Consider the following 15980-nt stretch of genomic DNA (forward strand, 5'->3'; position numbering starts at 1 on the left):
TATATACCTTTAAATTTTTCTGTTCACCTACTTAAATGCACCTAATCGAAACTGACGTTTTGCGCTCATATATTTTTATCTTTGTATGGTGTAATTGCAATCCCAAATCCGCAACTGAAAGTTAAAAATTCTATATCCCGAACTCTCTGTGTCTCTGTGTCTCTGCGCCTCTGCGTGAGAAAAAAAATTATTTAAACTGCTGCTAATACCTTTTGATATTGATTAACTGGACGAGATAAACCCAGATTTTCACGCAGAGTTGTTCCTTCATACTCAGTACGAAATAAGCCCCGCCGTTGTAATTCAGGAATTACCAAGTCAACAAAATCATCTAGTCCACCAGGAAGATAAGGAGGCATAATGTTGAAGCCATCAGCAGCATCATTGACAAACCAGCTTTCCAGTTGATCTGCAATCTGCACAGGTGTACCAATAATTGTCCAGTGACCACGCGCTCCCGCAATCCATTGATAAAGCTCACGAATGGTAAAATTGTGTTTACGAGCAATATCAATTAATAATGCTTGGCGGCTTTTGTTATCATTGGTTTCTGGTAAATCTGGCAGTGGTTCATCAAGGGGATAAGAGGAAAGATCCGTGCCTATAAGTCCTTGTAATAAAGCCAAACCAACCTGGGGATGAATTAAATCTTGCAGTTCTTGATACTTGGCTTTTGCTTCTGCCTCTGTAATGCCAACTACGGGAAAGACACCGGGCATAACTTTGAGTTCGTCTGGTGTGCGGCCATATTTTGCTAATCTACCTTTAACATCTGCATAGAAGGCTTGAGCATCTTCTAGAGTTTGTTGAGCAGTAAATATAACTTCGGCGGTTCTACCAGCCAGTTCTTTTCCATCTTCAGAAGAACCTGCTTGGACAATTACAGGATAACCTTGGGGCGGACGGGCAATATTCAATGGTCCGCGCACGGAGAAGAATCTACCTTTATGGTTCAGTTCATGTATTTTATTAGGGTCGTAGTAAAAAGCTGTTTCCTGATCACGAACAAAAGCGTCGTCTTCCCAACTATCCCACAAACCTTTGACTACATCAATAAATTCATGGGCGCGAATATAGCGATCTGCGTGAATAGGATGGTTTTCCAAACCGAAATTACCGGCTGTTTCACTACTACCAGTTGTGACTACATTCCAGCCTGCTCTTCCTCCAGAAATATGATCTAAGGAAGCAAATTTGCGTGCGAGAATATACGGGTCTTCATAAGTGGTAGAGGCAGTGGCGATAAAACCAATTTTTTCTGTCACCGCAGACAAAGCTGAAAATAGGGTGACAGGTTCAAAGTCCCCACCGAAGGCTGTGCGTCCTTCCGCACCACGGCGTTGTTGCAAGGCTAAACCGTCGGCGAGAAAAAATGCGTCGAATTTACCGCGCTCGGCTGTCTGGGCTATCTGTTTATAATGCTCAAAGTTGAGAGCGCCATTACTTTGTGCTTGGGGATGTCTCCAAGCTGCAACGTGCTGACCTGCACCGGGTAAAAATGCACCTAGTCTCAGTTGTTTTTGTTGTTTGCTCATATTAGACTCCAAGTAATATTTTTTACTAAATGAATATAGGATGATAATGATTTTCTGGGATAGCAGTTGTCAGCTATGCCATTGTAACTGCTGCATATTTAGTTGTTAGCAAAGCTTTTTCAACTCCTTAGCCATAGCTGTACGCATTAGCGTTAGTGGTGGGTTATTAATAAACTACTGTATCTCGACTGATTTATCGTACATTAATAGTAGAATCTCACAACTCTCATGAAAAAGCAAGTACCTTTTAAGAAAAAATTGATTAACTAAATTTGTTAGCAGCTAATTGTTAGATATTCTAAGTATTTGATGGCTCTAAAGTGTGCAGGGTGTGCGATAGCGAAACGCTGCTGCAAGCAGGTCGCTCAATTTGAATACAACGTATAGTTCAATTGCACTACGTAACTACTGAGTGCAAATACAGTAGAGTTTGGGAGGTGTTGAATCACTTCTTTGCTATCCCAGCAAAATGACTCATGGTTCACTTCCAGAAACAGAAAGACTTAAAAGGGGTATTAGAGACTTCCAAGAAATAAATTATCCTAAGAAACGAACCACAGAGGCACAGAGTACACAGAGAGAGAATTTCTGCATCAGTTTTGGGACATTTTTTTATTTGGAAGTCTCTTAAGGATAATTTGGTCAGGTTGTCAGTAGGAATTGAACATTATCTAGATTTGCAAACTGATTTAGAAAATTCTCTATCTTGATAATCAGCAATAAGATAGAGAGAAAAAAGGCAGAAGTGTATTAGTAAAAGTTAATAATTTCTGCTTTTATAGAAAAAATTAACGCTGTTTTTCGTCTTATATTAAGAAATAATAATATTAATTTTTTGTAATAAGTCAATATGGATAGATATATCTAATTGAAAAGCTGATAACTTTACTAAATCATAAAATTTAAAATAAAGTTTGTAAACCTTATTTAATCAGAACTTCATCAAAAAAATATCATTAATTTATCTAGGAATGCTACACAAACTCCGGTAATTCTATCGGAATTATCAATTTTAATTCAGGGTTGCATCTCCTATTGATTTTAAAAAAAATTGAATTAGCGTTGTAATTAGTCCGGCTCAGGACTGAAGATACATATCAAAAAATCAAGGAGTATTTAGTATGATGATGGTGATGACTAAATCTATGACTAATGAAATGCAAATATGCGTGAACGCTTGCATGGAATGTCATAAAATGTGCATGGAAACTATGACTTACTGTATGACTAAAGGTGGTAAGTACATGGATATAACCATGATGACAATGCTGCGAGATTGTGCAGAAATGTGCATGATGTGTACAAATATGATGATGGCTGGTTCTGAGTTCAGCGATCGCACTTGTATGTTATGTGCAGAAATGTGCGATCGTTGTGCAATAACCTGCGAAAAAATGAGCGATGATAGCAAAATGATGGAATGTGCTGCTGCTTGTCGTAAATGTGCAGAATCGTGTAGATCCATGCAAATGATGCCTGTTTAATTATTTTTTACTTGCAGAAGTTTATCTGCGACCCAATGGTCAAACGCTTAGGCTATAATCAGTCTGGGCGTTTGTGGCTTTTTGTTCAATGTCTGACACTTTCTATACAGTTATCGAGCGCTTACCATATTCCTTACACAGTCAGAGCAAAGATATCACTATAATAGAAATATCAATCTTCACAGTTAACTGTAATGACTATCAAAGAATTACTCTTACAAGAAATTGACAACACCCCCAACGAACTTCTAGAGGATCTGCTGAGTTTTTTACAATCACTGAAAACAACCCCAAAACAGCCTCTAAGCACATATCAAGAACTCTTAGAACGAATTGATTACTTAGAAACAATAGTAGGTATTTGTAAAGGACTAGATGAATTTAAGCAAGGTGAAGGAATACCAGCCGATCAAGCATTAGCAACCCTAAAAAACAAATTTAATATTCCTCCTCGCTCATGAATTACCAAGTTATTATTCAACCTACAGCTTTTCAAGAAATCGAAACTGCTTATCGTTGGATGTGCGATAATCTGAGTCCTGAAGTAGCAAACAATTGGTACTACGAACTTGAAGATGCTATAGCATCATTAAAAAAATTTCCTAGTCGCTGTATGATAGCACCAGAAGCAAAAGTAATTGGTGGTGAAGTTCGTCAACTCTGGATTGGAAAACAAAGAAGATATCGAGTTTTATTTGTAGTCGAAGAAAATGTTATTGCCATTCTTCATGTTCGTCATAGTCGCCAATCTTATTTAAGTGAAGAGTCATAATGATTTTTATTAGCTATAGCATAATTTTCTGTAAGTATCGCTTTTAATAGTGATCAGAGTTGAGCGATCAACTCAAAGGTAGTAATGTAGCAATCTCATCTGGAAAATCAGCAATTAAATCAGCTTTGTGAGTTTCCAATTCTTCCCTGCTTCCATAGCCATAAGTCACACCAATTGTAGCAATATTATTTTTCTTAGCTCCGATGATATCATGAGAGCGTAGACATCGCACTTTAGTTTAAGATATTACAATTAAAATATTCATTAACTGATGAATTCAAACTCGAAAGAATTGGTAATCACTAAACTTGAACAAGGATTACCAGCTATTACTCCAGCCTTTGGTGCAACATTAGCCGAAGCCTGTGCTGTTTGTTTAAACAATCAAGGTTATATTCAGGGTATAGAACTCACAGTCAAAGGAGAGTTTACCGCTGTTTTTAAACTATATTGGCAAGAGGTAACAGACCAAATGCTACGCTGTTGGAACGATAGCGAATATACTACAGAACAGGCAGCTTATGGAATCGCTTTCTTAATTATACAAGAACTTACAGACTATACAGTTATCGAGCGCTCTCGCAGAGGAACAGGATTTGATTATTGGTTAGGTAAAAAAGGTGATAACAATGAACTCCCATTTCAAAATGCAGTGCGGTTGGAAGTTTCCGGCATTCGTAAAGGCGACGACAGCCGAATAAAAGCTAGAATTAAACAGAAGCTTGAGCAAGTCAGCCCCACAGATGGCACACTCCCAGCTTACATCGTAGTAGTTGAATTTAGTAATCCTTTAGCGTTCATAGTAAAAAAATGAGTCAGATTCAAGAGTTACATCAACAAGCTATGGATTTAGCCGAAATGGCACAAGTTGCTAAACTTAGAAATAACTTAGATTTAGCTTCCCAATTATCCCGACAAGCATTTGAAAAAGAAAGATTAGCAGCAGAATTAATCACAAATAATTTAGCAGCAGAACCAACTCGTTCAATATTGTATCGTAGTGCCGCAACCCTAGCAATTGACTGTGGAGAAATTCACAGTGCAGAACATTTAATTGCAGTTGCTTTATCAGGAAATCCGCCACTTGAAATTGCGGAAGAACTCAAAGATTTATTTGTACAAATCAACATTCATAAATATTTTGCCCGTCGAGGTGTGGTATTTGATGAAGCTAAACTTCAGATTTTTAGCTAGTAATTAGTCGTTACTAAAGATGATATCATGAGAGCGATCTGCTTACAGCAGCGTTTCGAGACTCGCACTTTCTATACAGTTATCGAATGCTCACCATATTCCTTACACGATCACAGCTAAGATATTACTATAATAAAAACATCAATCTTCACAGTTAACTGTAATGACTATCAAAGAGTTACTCTTACAAGAAATTGACAACACCCCCAACGAACTCCTAGAGGATCTGCTGAGTTTTTTACAATCACTGAAAACAACTCACTTTTTGGGTTTATGATATCTACGATAAATTTACCACAATCCAAAATATAGGCAATGATGATGGCACAATGTAAATTTATTGTATAATTAAAATAAGCAAAAAATCAAACAAAACTATGGAAGTTATAACAGTCACTAAAAATGGACAAATCACTCTTCCTGAAAATTTAAGACAACAATTAAGACTAAATGAAGAGTCTAAATTATCTTTAAAAATAGAAGCAGGAAGTCTAATTTTAACACCCATTACGGAAGATGTTGAACTATTAGAAGAAGACGGTATATTAACTTTTTCTGCTACCTTAACTGCTGATGAAGATATTAATACACTGATTGAGAAATTACGATACTAGAAAGTTAGATGAAAAAAGTATTATTTGATACCTCTGTGATTGTAGCGGGGTTATGGTTAGAACATCCAGAACATCAAAAATGTTTGCCTTGGCTACAACAAGTACAAACACAAGCAATTCAAGGAATAATTTGTACTAGAACATTAGCAGAACTTTATCGAGTTTTAACAAGTCTTCCTATTAAACCTCGTCTATCTCCTCGAATTACTAAACAACTGATTGATACTAATTTAAAACATTTTGAAATTATGCCTCTAACTACGGAAGATTATCAGCAAGTCATTGAACAAATGGTGAATTTAAACATTATGGGTGGTGTAATTTATGATGCTTTAATTGCTCAAATCGCCATTAAACATAATATAGATCAGATAGTTACTTTGAATGCTAAAGACTTTACACGATTGAGTAATCAAATTGCTCAATTAGTAATAGTCCCTTAATCATGAATTTGTTTTCATTTCTTGCTATTACTAAATAGGTTTAAATTTTGTATCTTAATCAAATCAAAGGCAGTAATGTAGGAATCTCATCTGGACAATCAGCAATTAAATCAGCTTTATGAGTTTCCAATTCCTCCCTACTTCCATAGCCATAAGTCACACCAATTGCAGCAATATTGTTTTTCTTAGCTCCGATGATATCATGTAAGCGATCGCCTACCATAACTACAGTAGAAGCTAAAAGACTTTCCCTCTCTATAATGTAGGAAATTAAATCACCTTTCACACTTCTATTACCATCTAATTCACTACCATAAACACCATCAAACAAAGGTGCTAAATCAAAATATTCAATAATGCGTGTAGCGTAAATTTGAGGTTTAGAAGTCGCTACAAAAGTCTGATAACCAGCAGCACGAATAATTTTTAGAGTTTCGGGAATTTGCGGATAAAGGGAATTTTCAAATAACCCAATTGTAGAAAAGCGACTACGATATAGTGAAATTGCCTCATCAAGCAATGTGTCATCAGAGGTTTGCAATAACTGGGAAAAACTGCTTTTCAGTGGTGGTCCAATACACCAAAGCAATTCATTAGCATCTGGTGGTTTATAACCAAGTTCCGATAAGGCATACTGAATACAGCGAGTAATCCCCGGTTTAGGATCAGTGAGAGTTCCATCTAGGTCAAAAAGGACTGTGTGAGAAAGCATTTTGGTAAGTTTAAATAGTTTTTAACCTTTGTAGAAACTCAATATTTAAGGGTAGCTTCTCCCCTAACCACAGAGAATTATCTGTATGATCTTTGACATCATCTCCCGTTTCTGGGTGAACCAAAATATCTAAACCTTCTCTATTAAGCATTAACCAAGTCACAACTTCACCAAACTGATGTGGTAAAAAAGCCACTTGATACATTGATTTGGGGTGTGGTCCTATAGGCTGTTCATGCCAACGTCCCAATCTTACATCAAATTTAGCACCTAAACCTTCTCTTACACGAGCAGCCGTTTCACGACTAGCGGTATCAAAATAAATATGTGCATGAAAACCAGTAATATCAGTATTTGTATTCATAGTTCTTGATTTCACCTTTTGTTCTCAAGTATAACTTAACAATTATTTAGATATACTAATCATTAGTCAGCCATAAATTTAGTTAAACCACTTGAATTTTCTTTCTGGTCATGTCATACTACTAAAACAAACACCGATAAGTCGGTCAACAAACTGTAGTTTTTATTTTGTCCCAACCCGTCACGGGTGATGCACAGATAACTGGCAATAGTCATGTCTGCGCTAGTTTTGGTATTAGACATCTGGTGGAAAAGAATGTAGAGACGAGAATCCCTATCCAGGTCACGTCTCTACATCTAAATTATTTAAGATTTGGGTTTTTGATGTCAACGAATTCCCCATACCCCAACACAAATCCTAATTTACAAAGGAACTCCAACATGGCTGACATTAAGATTTATAGTGCGGTTGTTTGTCCTTATGCTCACCGTACCCGCTTGGTACTTCAAGAAAAGGGTATTGATTTTGATTTGATTGAAATTGATTTGCAGAATAAACCAGAAGGTTTTACAAAAGTTTCTCCTTATGGAAAAGTACCTGCAATTACTCATGGAGAAAACCGAGTTTGGGAATCAGCAGTTATTAATGAATATCTGGATGAAGTATTTCCTAATCCACCGCTTTTACCTACTAACCCCATTGCAAAAGCTCAAGCTCGGATTTGGATAGATTTTGCTAATACTAGATTAGTTCCTGCTTTTTCTACTCTATTACGCAGTCCAGATTTCCAAAAGCAAGAAGAAGCGAAACAAGAACTCTACAAACATCTAGAATTTATTGAAAATGAAGGTTTAGGAAAACTTTCGGGAGATGGTCCTTACTGGTTTGGTGAATCTATCAGTTTGGTTGATTTTACCTTTTTCCCCTGGTTTGAAAGATGGGCTGCTCTTAAACATTATCGTGGCTTTGGTATCCCTGCTGAATTCACTCGTGTGAAACAGTGGAAACACGCACTCAAGGAACGTGAATCAGTGAAAGCGATAGCTTCGCTCGCCGGAGGCAACGCTCACTCCAAAGAATTCTATATTGAGCGATATGCTAAATTTGCTGCTCCTGTTCCTGTCGCTGCTTAGTGAAACGCTGTATTCAACTATTCCTAAATTGAGAACACAAATTTATGAGTTATCAAAACATAGAAGTTAAACCAATTGCTGGACGCATCGGTGCAAAAATTAAAGGTGTTAATTTAGCTGAAAAAATCAGTGATGAAATCATCAGCGAAATTAGAAAAGCCTTAGTTGAATATAAAGTCATCTTCTTTCGTGGACAAGAACTTGATGCTAATGGACAAGTAGATTTTGCCCGTCGTTTTGGTGAAATCACTACGGCACATCCGACAGTTCCATCACTTCCTGGACATCCAGAAGTATTGGATTTAGATTATAGTCGTACAGTTGCCCGTGCTAATAACTGGCACACCGATGTCACATTTGTAGATCGTCCGCCCCTTGGCTCAGTCTTGCGGGCGCTAGTAATTCCCCCAGCAGGAGGGGATACTATTTGGGCAAATTCGGTGACGGCATACCAAGATTTACCGGAGCATTTGCGTAATTTAGCTGACAAACTTTGGGCTGTACATAGCAATGCTTATGATTATGCCACAGCCTTTGATGTACCTGAAGAAGTGAAATCTTACCGAGATGTGTTTACTTCAACGGTGTATGAAACCTTGCATCCAGTGGTAAGGATTCATCCTGAATCTGGGGAAAAGGGTTTGTTTATTGGTGGTTTTGTGAGGCAAATTCGCGGGTTATCTCCCACTGAATCAGCCGATATTATTCGCTTGTTGCAATCTTATATTACACGACCTGAGAATACAGTGCGTTGGCGCTGGAAGGTTGGTGATGTGGCATTTTGGGATAACCGCGCTACTCAACATTATGCTGTTGCAGATTATGGAGATCAACCCCGTCGGGTGCAGCGTGTAACCATTGCTGGTGATATTCCTTTAGGTATTGACGGTAAGTATAGTCAAGCCATTAAAGGAGATTCTGCGGCATATATTCCCAATCTTGTAGCAGCTTAACCTAACCCCCTAACCCCTTCCCTTAAAGGGAAGGGGGGAAATCAAAGCCTCTCTCCTTGTAGGAGAGAGGTTTGGAGAGAGGTTTTAGGTTTACAAGCATTAAATAATTGTAATTTGATAATTTAAGGAATTGAATTTTATGGCTTTAACACCTTCGACAATGTTACCTTTGGGGACTTTAGCACCTAAATTTAATCTCCCAGATGTGGTTTCAGGTAAAACGATTTCATTGGCAAATTTTGCTGATAAAAAAGCTTTAGTAGTTATATTTGTTAGTCGTCATTGTCCTTTTGTGCAACATATCAAAGTTGAATTAGCAAAGTTAGGACAAGATTACAAAAATAGAAATGTGGGTATTTTAGCAATTAGTTCTAATGATATTAATAGTCATCCTCATGATGCACCAGAATTACTTAAAGATTTTGCCCAAGAAATAGATTTATCTTATCCTTTGCTTTATGATGAAAGTCAAAAAGCGGCTAAAGATTTTTTTGCAGCTTGTACTCCTGACTTTTTTGTATTTGATGCTAATAGAAAAGTTGTTTATCGGGGACAGTTAGATGATAGTCGTCCAAAAAATGATTTACCTGTGACTGGACAAGATTTACGAAAAGCGATTAATTATGTTTTAGCTGATCAGGAAATTATTTGGCAGCAAAAACCGAGTATTGGTTGTAATATCAAATGGAAAGCAGGGAATGAGCCGGTTTATTATAAAGTTCCGGTAGCGGTTGGGTAGTTAGGGATTTTCTGGAGAAAACTGTTAATTAATGTAGAGATGTTTTCGGGAACGTCTCTACAGAATAGTCCTATTCATAAAATATACTTGCTTCCACATGAAAAAAATCTGCTAATTTTTGGGTTAATTCTGGATTTATTTTCTGATTGCCATTTAAAATGTCATCAACTAAAGTTTCAGATCCTAAAACAGTTTGTAAATCGGTTTTATTTTGGTCAGATTGTTCCCAAAGAAATAGGAGCATAGATTGAGGATTATTTTGCTGATTAGGTTTATAATACTCTTGTTCAAATTTTTCAATTAAAGTAATTAGCAATTGATAGAGTTCATTTTCTTCTGGACTGCGTTTTCGGTGCATTAAATCTTCAACAATGGCTAAAGCTTGTTCGTTTTCTGCTTCAGTCTTGATAACTTTGGGAAGATAGACTGTTAATAGTTCTTTGTATTTGTCGGGATTAAAAGTAAGGGTCATTTTTCCAATTGTCCTTATCGTATTCCGCGTGGGTGAGGATATATTTAATATAAATTAATTGACCTTCATAGTCTATACTAACAATTAAGCGGTATTTATTGCCTTTAATATTAAAAACTGTAAAATTACCTACAGCCTCAGCTTTAGGAAAAACCTGCTGTACTGCAACCAAATTTGACCAGTTAGCTTTATTCGCAATTTTATACCAGTTGTTCAGTGCTTCTTCACAATCAGCATGATTTTTCGCATATTCTCTTAATATTTTAAAACTAATAACGTGCATCTTCCCTGATTCAAAAACTTAAATAATACAACCTTGTAAACAAAATACTTTAACCCACAGCATACTCTGTAAACTTCCTCATAAAAGGAGATTGAAATCCCAAGACAATATCTTCCTTTGGAACTCCCACCGTAACCAAATTATTTGCAATATCATCTTCAGTACCATTCCATTGCAGCCAAATTTTTTCACCCTTAATATCAATATGAATAATACAACTATGTATCCATTCTTGACCTTCCCAACCTACATGAACTATTTGATAATGGTCACGTTGTGTATCAAAAATTGTCTCAACTTCTATATTTCCATTAGCAGGTTTTTGTTCGCTATATTCTTGTAAAATCTGCTGTACAAGCTGGCGATATCTAGTTAGTTTATCCATTCTGCAATCACCTCATGCTCCACATCATAAATAATCATTTTGACTTGATTCTCTCCAAAAAACTTTTGATTTCAACAGCAATTTTTTCTCCTTGTTTTTCTGCCGCAATCAGCTTTTCAGCGGCTAAATCAATAGATAGATTTACCCCGCCTACACTAATTGATAGGGGATCATGAGTAATCTGCCAACCGTCCTTCTGTAGAGCTTTTTTGACAACTTCATGAAAGACATCTTTAGCCGACATACTGATCCCTAATTATATTTTCTACATATATCATACAATATTAACGCATTTCTTCCTCTCTGCGCCTCTGCGACTCTGCGTGAGACTATTTCCCCTATAAATCCTCATGCAGCGCCCCCAACTTCCTAATCTCCGGCCAAATCATCGCCGTAGCCACCACCACCAAAATCGTCCCAATACCACCACCAACGACAGAAAACACCGGACCAAATAAAGCCGCAGTCAACCCAGACTCAAAACCTCCCAACTCATTAGAAGCACTGATAAACACACTATTAATAGCCGCAACTCGACCCCGTAAATGGTCAGGAGTGCGAATTTGCACCAAAGTATGACGAATCACCACGCTAATGCTGTCTAACGCCCCACTTAATACCAACATCAACAACGACAGCCACACCCAACGGGATAAACCAAAAATAATTGTCACAATCCCAAACCCGACAACCGACCAAAGTAAGGCAGGTCCAGCTTTGCGGATAGGTGGCAAATATACCAACAATGCTGCCATAATTAATGCACCTATTGATGGGGCGGCTTGTAAATAGCCCAATTCCACAGGACCAACGTGCAGAATATCTTTGGCAAAAACGGGTAATAATGCCACTGCACCACCCAGTAAAACTGCAAATAAATCTAAAGTAATAGCTGCGAGAATTAGTTGATTATTCCACACAAATTCAGCCCCAGCAGCTAAAGTTTTCAGGGATATTGGTTCTTTCTTAAAGTTGGTTTTTTGGGGTTTAATGGCTGCGGTGAGGAAAAAACATGATAGTGCAGCGATCGCTGCTAATATATATACTCCTGTCGCATTCTTGAACAGAGCAATACTAAATCCTCCCAAAGCTGGCCCAATTACCGACGCTAATTGAAAACTACTACTATTCCAAGTTGCTGCATTGGTAAAAGCACTCGTAGGTATCAACTGCCACATCAGCGCATCACCCGCAGGTTTGAGAAATGCCCTGGCTACACCTGTTAATAATAAGCAAGCATAAATTAGAAAAACTGCACCTTGATAATAGGAAATAGCCGCTAAAGTTAGAGAACAAAACACTAATAGCAGCATTGAATATAAAGTAATCTTTTTGCGATCGCTTTTATCAGCAACGTGTCCCGTAATCAAAGTTAGGGCAATCATGGGGAGAACCTGCGCCAAGCCGATGCCACCTAAAGCCATCGCTGAATTTGTTCGCTCATATAGCTCCCAGCCCAGCGCGACGGTCTGCATTTGTCCCCCCGTGAAGAGGACTACACGCCCAATGGTAAATAGCCGATAATCTCGAAATCTCATGGCTGCAAAAGGATCGTGTTGTGCAGCCTGAGTGTTATGGTGAGTTGGTTTCTGTTTGCTCGAAGACATTTTTTAGTAGAGTCAAGCCTGATTCAATTTGTGATACCTGCTCTGGTGTCAAACCCTCCAGAATCTCCGCAATTTCCCCGCGAGTTTTTTCCTGGGATTGCTCTAAAAGCAGTTTTCCCTCTCTCGTCAAATTCAGGACTACTCGTCGTCGTTCTTGAGGATTATCTGTCCGTTGCACCAGATTACGTTGGACTAATTTTTCTATAGTTGTTGATGCTGTAGCACAGGTGACACCTAAATGATCTGCTACCTCAGACAAGGAAGCACCGGGATTGCGATTCAGAAAAGCGAGCGATCGCAATTGTGGTATAGATAAAGAGTCAGAACTGTGCGATCGCATTTCGGCTCGGATAAACCGCATCAATAAGGGGACAGTTTCCATCACCCTAGCGGCACATTCTTCAGAGGGTTTATCCAAACTCATAAGACCGTTTTTCTCCAGATTACATTGCCACCTGTGGATAAAGTCGGCCACAGATGTAGGTTAAACCTATTAATGTTAGCAAGAGAATTGTACAATCTAACCCAAACCCATAAATACTTGAGCCATTTGCCAGCATTGCACCGCGTAAAGCATCCACTTCATAAGTCAAAGGATTCAAGTGGGAAATGACCTTTAACCAACTTGGCATCAATGAAATAGGATAGATGGCATTACTAGCAAAAAACAACGGCATGGTGATTAATTGCCCAATTCCTGTAAACCTTTCCCGTGATTTCACCAAACAGCCTATGATTAAAGAAAAAGTACAAAAACAAGCTGCTCCCAAAAATATGATCAGCACAACTTGCAAGAAACCCAAAGGATTGAGATTGAGGTGTACACCCAGCAAAAACGCTAAAACGTAAATAAACACCACTTGAAAAAAACAACGAATCCCAGCCGCAAAAGCTTTGCCTAAGACAATCGCTGCACGGGGTATGGGTGCAACTAAGAATTTCTGCAAAATCCCTAAATCCCGTTCCCAAATTAATGTCATTCCCCCAGCAAAAATAGCAACAAACAGCGCACTCTGAGCCAAAATACCGGGAGTCATAAAATCCAAGTAAGGTAAATTACCTGTAGGGATAGCACGAGTCCGAGTAAATACTTGCCCAAATATCAGCAGCCATAAAGCCGGTTGTACAGCCCGAATCACTAAATCACTAGGATCATGGCGGAGTTTCCGCACTTCCAATTCAGTAATTACCAGGGTTTTAGTAAATAGTTCTTTAATATTAGAAAAAATCCCTTTGGGGCGATTATATCTGGGTTCAGCCCAACCGTTGAGTGGTACGTCTGGTTCTTGCAGTCTCACGATAACTCACTCCTGATACTAATTGATTTCCTGCGTAGTGGATGAATACATCATCTAAGGTTGCTTCTGGTTTCCCAATAGCGGCTTTTAAATCTGACGGTGAACCGGTGATAATTTCTTTACCCTGATTCATAATCACCACTCGGTTACAAAGATGATCCGCTTCTTCTAAAAAATGGGTAGTTAAAAAGATGGTTGTACCGTACTCAATCCGCAGTTGCTGTACAAGTTGCCATACTTGGGTTCTTGCAACTGGATCTAATCCGACTGTTGGCTCATCTAGAAATAAGATTTGGGGTTGATGTAAAATGGCTTGAGCAATTTCCAGTTTCCGAATCATTCCCCCAGAAAAAGTTCTCACTAACTGATGTGCTACATCCTCCAAACCCATGAATTCCAGCACTTCCGCGATTTGCTGTTTTCTGCGTCGAGGGGGAATATCATACAATTTAGAGAATATTAACAGATTTTCATAACCCGTCAAAGTCCCATCTGCTGATAAAGCCTGGGGTACATAACCTATTACTCTTCTGACTGCATCAGGTTGACGAGTCACATCATAACCGGCTAAGTATGCTTTCCCGCTACTGACTGGTAGCAAGGTAGTTAACATTTTAATTACCGTACTTTTTCCCGCACCATTGGGACCAAGTAAACCAAAAACTTCTCCCGATGCAACGGAGATATTCAAAGTATCAACGGCTGTTGATTTTTCAAAGCGGCGCGTCAGTTCCAAGGTTTGTAATATTACCGATTTTGGAACTTGTGCAGGTATTTCCGCAGATTCTATTCTTCCCGTAAGTTTCGTCACGAGTCGGATTTACTTCCTTATTCAAATAATTAGACTATCTAAATATTAGTTTGACATATTTCTTCTAAAAGTCAAGACCAAGGATTAACGATGACAACTCCAGTACTAGCAAAATCTTTTTCGTTGCGAGTAAAGGAGGGTTATGGGGTGAAGGTATCGCGGGGTAGACTGCGATCGCGGTTCAAGTCGAGTTCTTCAATAAGTTCAGCCAAGGGGGATTGACGGAAAAATTCTGAGATTTTAGTAGGTTTTTCTGAGTGGGTGTTGCCTGTAGTTAGGCTTTGGGCAAGGATTTGAATAATATGCAGTTTATCGTTATGGGAAAGCTGAAGGAGTTGTTGTTCGAGTTCTGGGATAACCATGATGGGGTTTAAATGAAGGATAATTTTATTGTACTTTCAGCCTGGAGTTTAGACTAAAGCAGAGCGATCGCTATACTATTCTTAGGGATAGATTATTTAAACCAATATGGACTGGACAACACCACTCAAGGCACAACAGACTGATTTTATTCAAAGACTTAAATCTGCCAAATTGCTCCATTGTGACGAAAAAGGGCAACATAGTGAATTAACTGTCATTTCTGGTAAAAGGTTAGCCCAATTACGGGATTTTTGCTGGGAAATGGCTGAAAAATATAGACGAACTTCTCGCGTCGCTATTCGTGATGTTTTTATCAACAATATGAAGGGGAAGTTAGCTGAGGAAGTTGTTAAATCCCGTTTGGCTGATTTTGTCACAGAAGTTGACTATGAAAAGCGCGTTGGTGGTGATGGAAAAGTTGATTTTACCTTAACTTCTGACTCATCAATTGGTATTCAGGTTAAAGCCCGGAATGGCAATTTTGATAAAATTCAATGGTCAATTAGTCGAGAAGAAATTGAAAAAAATGCTGTTCTAGTTTGTATTTTAATTCAAGAGGAAGTTAGCGAAGCTCAGGCTGAATACAATCTGATTTTCGCGGGATTTTTGCCAACAAATATGATTACCTCGAATACTGGTAAAGCCTTGGTGGGAATAGATAAAGTGCTTTATTCTGGGGGTTTACGCAGCTATTTAGAGAGTTTGACATCTTCTGAAGCTGACGAATATATGCGCTTGGGTTATGAGTGTCTTGAGAAAGAAGATTATCAAAATGCTATTGCTTATTATACTCAAGTATTGCAACTGAAACCAAATAATGAAAGTGCTTACTTCAACCGAGGATATGCCCATTATAAATTAGGAGATAAACATGATGT

Annotated in this window: 24 protein-coding genes and 1 pseudogene; 11 read left to right on the forward strand and 14 right to left on the reverse strand. The window is 38.2% G+C overall.

The features are described from left to right. Positions 1-191: 191 nt before the first annotated feature. Positions 192-1535: an LLM class flavin-dependent oxidoreductase gene (locus FJR37_RS02635; RefSeq protein WP_168465214.1), complete on the reverse strand. Its 1344-nt coding sequence runs from the start codon at positions 1533-1535 to the stop codon at positions 192-194. A gap of 1121 nt (positions 1536-2656) precedes the next feature. Between FJR37_RS02635 and FJR37_RS02645 the strand changes: the two genes are divergently transcribed. From FJR37_RS02645 to FJR37_RS02655, 3 genes are all read left to right on the forward strand, one after another. Further along, positions 2657-3019 carry a four-helix bundle copper-binding protein gene (locus tag FJR37_RS02645; protein WP_168465215.1) on the forward strand — a complete coding sequence of 121 codons (363 nt, stop codon included), beginning with the start codon at positions 2657-2659 and terminating at the stop codon, positions 3017-3019. A 194-nt stretch (positions 3020-3213) separates the two neighbouring features. Next, positions 3214-3480: a prevent-host-death family protein gene (locus tag FJR37_RS02650; RefSeq protein WP_168465216.1), complete on the forward strand. Its 267-nt coding sequence runs from the start codon at positions 3214-3216 to the stop codon at positions 3478-3480. Next, on the forward strand, positions 3477-3791 hold the full coding sequence (locus FJR37_RS02655) for a type II toxin-antitoxin system RelE/ParE family toxin (protein ID WP_168465217.1): 315 nt from the start codon (positions 3477-3479) through the stop codon (positions 3789-3791). The genes FJR37_RS02650 and FJR37_RS02655 overlap by 4 nt, the downstream gene beginning before the upstream one ends. A gap of 67 nt (positions 3792-3858) precedes the next feature. Here FJR37_RS02655 and FJR37_RS26755 read toward each other — a convergent pair whose 3' ends face one another. Beyond that, positions 3859-4023: an HAD hydrolase-like protein gene (locus FJR37_RS26755; RefSeq protein ID WP_168465218.1), complete on the reverse strand. Its 165-nt coding sequence runs from the start codon at positions 4021-4023 to the stop codon at positions 3859-3861. 39 nt (positions 4024-4062) lie between these two features. Between FJR37_RS26755 and FJR37_RS02665 the strand changes: the two genes are divergently transcribed. The 4 genes from FJR37_RS02665 to FJR37_RS02685 all read left to right on the forward strand — a co-directional run bounded on the left by FJR37_RS02665 (position 4063) and on the right by FJR37_RS02685 (position 6042). Further along, a complete protein-coding gene (locus FJR37_RS02665; protein WP_168465219.1) occupies positions 4063-4605 on the forward strand; it encodes a hypothetical protein in 543 nt (180 codons plus the stop codon). Further along, positions 4602-4985, forward strand: a complete 384-nt coding sequence (locus FJR37_RS02670; protein ID WP_168465220.1) for a hypothetical protein — start codon at positions 4602-4604, stop codon at positions 4983-4985. The genes FJR37_RS02665 and FJR37_RS02670 overlap by 4 nt, the downstream gene beginning before the upstream one ends. A 377-nt stretch (positions 4986-5362) precedes the next feature. Then, complete coding sequence (locus FJR37_RS02680; protein ID WP_168465221.1) at positions 5363-5599, forward strand: AbrB/MazE/SpoVT family DNA-binding domain-containing protein; 237 nt, start codon at positions 5363-5365, stop codon at positions 5597-5599. An 8-nt stretch (positions 5600-5607) separates the two neighbouring features. Then, positions 5608-6042: a PIN domain-containing protein gene (locus FJR37_RS02685; protein WP_168465222.1), complete on the forward strand. Its 435-nt coding sequence runs from the start codon at positions 5608-5610 to the stop codon at positions 6040-6042. A 58-nt stretch (positions 6043-6100) separates the two neighbouring features. On the opposite strand, the gene FJR37_RS02690 is transcribed toward FJR37_RS02685, so the two are convergent. From FJR37_RS02690 to FJR37_RS27360, 3 genes are all read right to left on the reverse strand, one after another. Then, the gene (locus FJR37_RS02690) at positions 6101-6754 is read right to left on the reverse strand and encodes an HAD family hydrolase (RefSeq protein ID WP_168465223.1); all 654 of its coding nucleotides are present in this window, start codon (positions 6752-6754) and stop codon (positions 6101-6103) included. A gap of 10 nt (positions 6755-6764) precedes the next feature. Beyond that, a complete protein-coding gene (locus tag FJR37_RS02695; protein WP_168465224.1) occupies positions 6765-7118 on the reverse strand; it encodes a DOPA 4,5-dioxygenase family protein in 354 nt (117 codons plus the stop codon). Positions 7119-7231: 113 nt separating this feature from the next. Further along, entirely contained in the window at positions 7232-7360 is a 129-nt protein-coding gene (locus FJR37_RS27360; RefSeq protein ID WP_256366858.1) for a hypothetical protein, read from the reverse strand. Positions 7361-7498: 138 nt separating this feature from the next. Between FJR37_RS27360 and FJR37_RS02700 the strand changes: the two genes are divergently transcribed. The 3 genes from FJR37_RS02700 (at position 7499) to FJR37_RS02710 (ending at position 9883) form a co-directional block, all read left to right on the forward strand. Then, on the forward strand, positions 7499-8191 hold the full coding sequence (locus FJR37_RS02700; RefSeq protein ID WP_168465225.1) for a glutathione S-transferase family protein: 693 nt from the start codon (positions 7499-7501) through the stop codon (positions 8189-8191). A 44-nt stretch (positions 8192-8235) separates the two neighbouring features. Continuing rightward, the gene (locus tag FJR37_RS02705) at positions 8236-9144 is read left to right on the forward strand and encodes a TauD/TfdA family dioxygenase (protein WP_168465226.1); all 909 of its coding nucleotides are present in this window, start codon (positions 8236-8238) and stop codon (positions 9142-9144) included. A gap of 139 nt (positions 9145-9283) precedes the next feature. Then, a complete protein-coding gene (locus tag FJR37_RS02710; protein WP_168465227.1) occupies positions 9284-9883 on the forward strand; it encodes a thioredoxin family protein in 600 nt (199 codons plus the stop codon). A gap of 70 nt (positions 9884-9953) precedes the next feature. Here FJR37_RS02710 and FJR37_RS02715 read toward each other — a convergent pair whose 3' ends face one another. The 9 genes and pseudogenes from FJR37_RS02715 to FJR37_RS02755 all read right to left on the reverse strand — a co-directional run bounded on the left by FJR37_RS02715 (position 9954) and on the right by FJR37_RS02755 (position 15101). Then, the gene (locus tag FJR37_RS02715) at positions 9954-10355 is read right to left on the reverse strand and encodes a type II toxin-antitoxin system HigA family antitoxin (RefSeq protein ID WP_168465228.1); all 402 of its coding nucleotides are present in this window, start codon (positions 10353-10355) and stop codon (positions 9954-9956) included. Then, positions 10339-10638 carry a type II toxin-antitoxin system HigB family toxin gene (locus FJR37_RS02720; protein ID WP_168465229.1) on the reverse strand — a complete coding sequence of 100 codons (300 nt, stop codon included), beginning with the start codon at positions 10636-10638 and terminating at the stop codon, positions 10339-10341. The genes FJR37_RS02715 and FJR37_RS02720 overlap by 17 nt, the downstream gene beginning before the upstream one ends. Before the next feature lie 49 nt (positions 10639-10687). Then, positions 10688-11023, reverse strand: a complete 336-nt coding sequence (locus tag FJR37_RS02725; RefSeq protein ID WP_168465230.1) for a XisI protein — start codon at positions 11021-11023, stop codon at positions 10688-10690. A 55-nt stretch (positions 11024-11078) separates the two neighbouring features. After that, positions 11079-11267 (reverse strand): annotated as a pseudogene (locus FJR37_RS02730) (element excision factor XisH family protein); the annotation flags it as partial. A 94-nt stretch (positions 11268-11361) separates the two neighbouring features. Beyond that, entirely contained in the window at positions 11362-12630 is a 1269-nt protein-coding gene (locus tag FJR37_RS02735) for an MFS transporter (RefSeq protein ID WP_168465231.1), read from the reverse strand. Beyond that, positions 12596-13054, reverse strand: a complete 459-nt coding sequence (locus FJR37_RS02740) for a MarR family winged helix-turn-helix transcriptional regulator (protein WP_168465232.1) — start codon at positions 13052-13054, stop codon at positions 12596-12598. The genes FJR37_RS02735 and FJR37_RS02740 overlap by 35 nt, the downstream gene beginning before the upstream one ends. A 19-nt stretch (positions 13055-13073) precedes the next feature. Next, positions 13074-13928 carry an ABC transporter permease gene (locus FJR37_RS02745; RefSeq protein WP_168465233.1) on the reverse strand — a complete coding sequence of 285 codons (855 nt, stop codon included), beginning with the start codon at positions 13926-13928 and terminating at the stop codon, positions 13074-13076. Continuing rightward, on the reverse strand, positions 13885-14739 hold the full coding sequence (locus FJR37_RS02750) for an ATP-binding cassette domain-containing protein (protein WP_168465234.1): 855 nt from the start codon (positions 14737-14739) through the stop codon (positions 13885-13887). Before FJR37_RS02750 ends, FJR37_RS02745 begins: the two co-directional genes overlap by 44 nt. A gap of 140 nt (positions 14740-14879) precedes the next feature. Further along, positions 14880-15101, reverse strand: a complete 222-nt coding sequence (locus FJR37_RS02755; protein ID WP_168465235.1) for a hypothetical protein — start codon at positions 15099-15101, stop codon at positions 14880-14882. Positions 15102-15207: 106 nt separating this feature from the next. Between FJR37_RS02755 and FJR37_RS02760 the strand changes: the two genes are divergently transcribed. Continuing rightward, the coding region (locus FJR37_RS02760) for a tetratricopeptide repeat protein (protein WP_168465236.1) at positions 15208-15980 on the forward strand (773 nt) is incomplete at its 3' end.

Source organism: Aphanizomenon sp. UHCC 0183, from assembly GCF_009712065.1.
GTDB classification, from domain to species: domain Bacteria; phylum Cyanobacteriota; class Cyanobacteriia; order Cyanobacteriales; family Nostocaceae; genus Dolichospermum; species Dolichospermum heterosporum.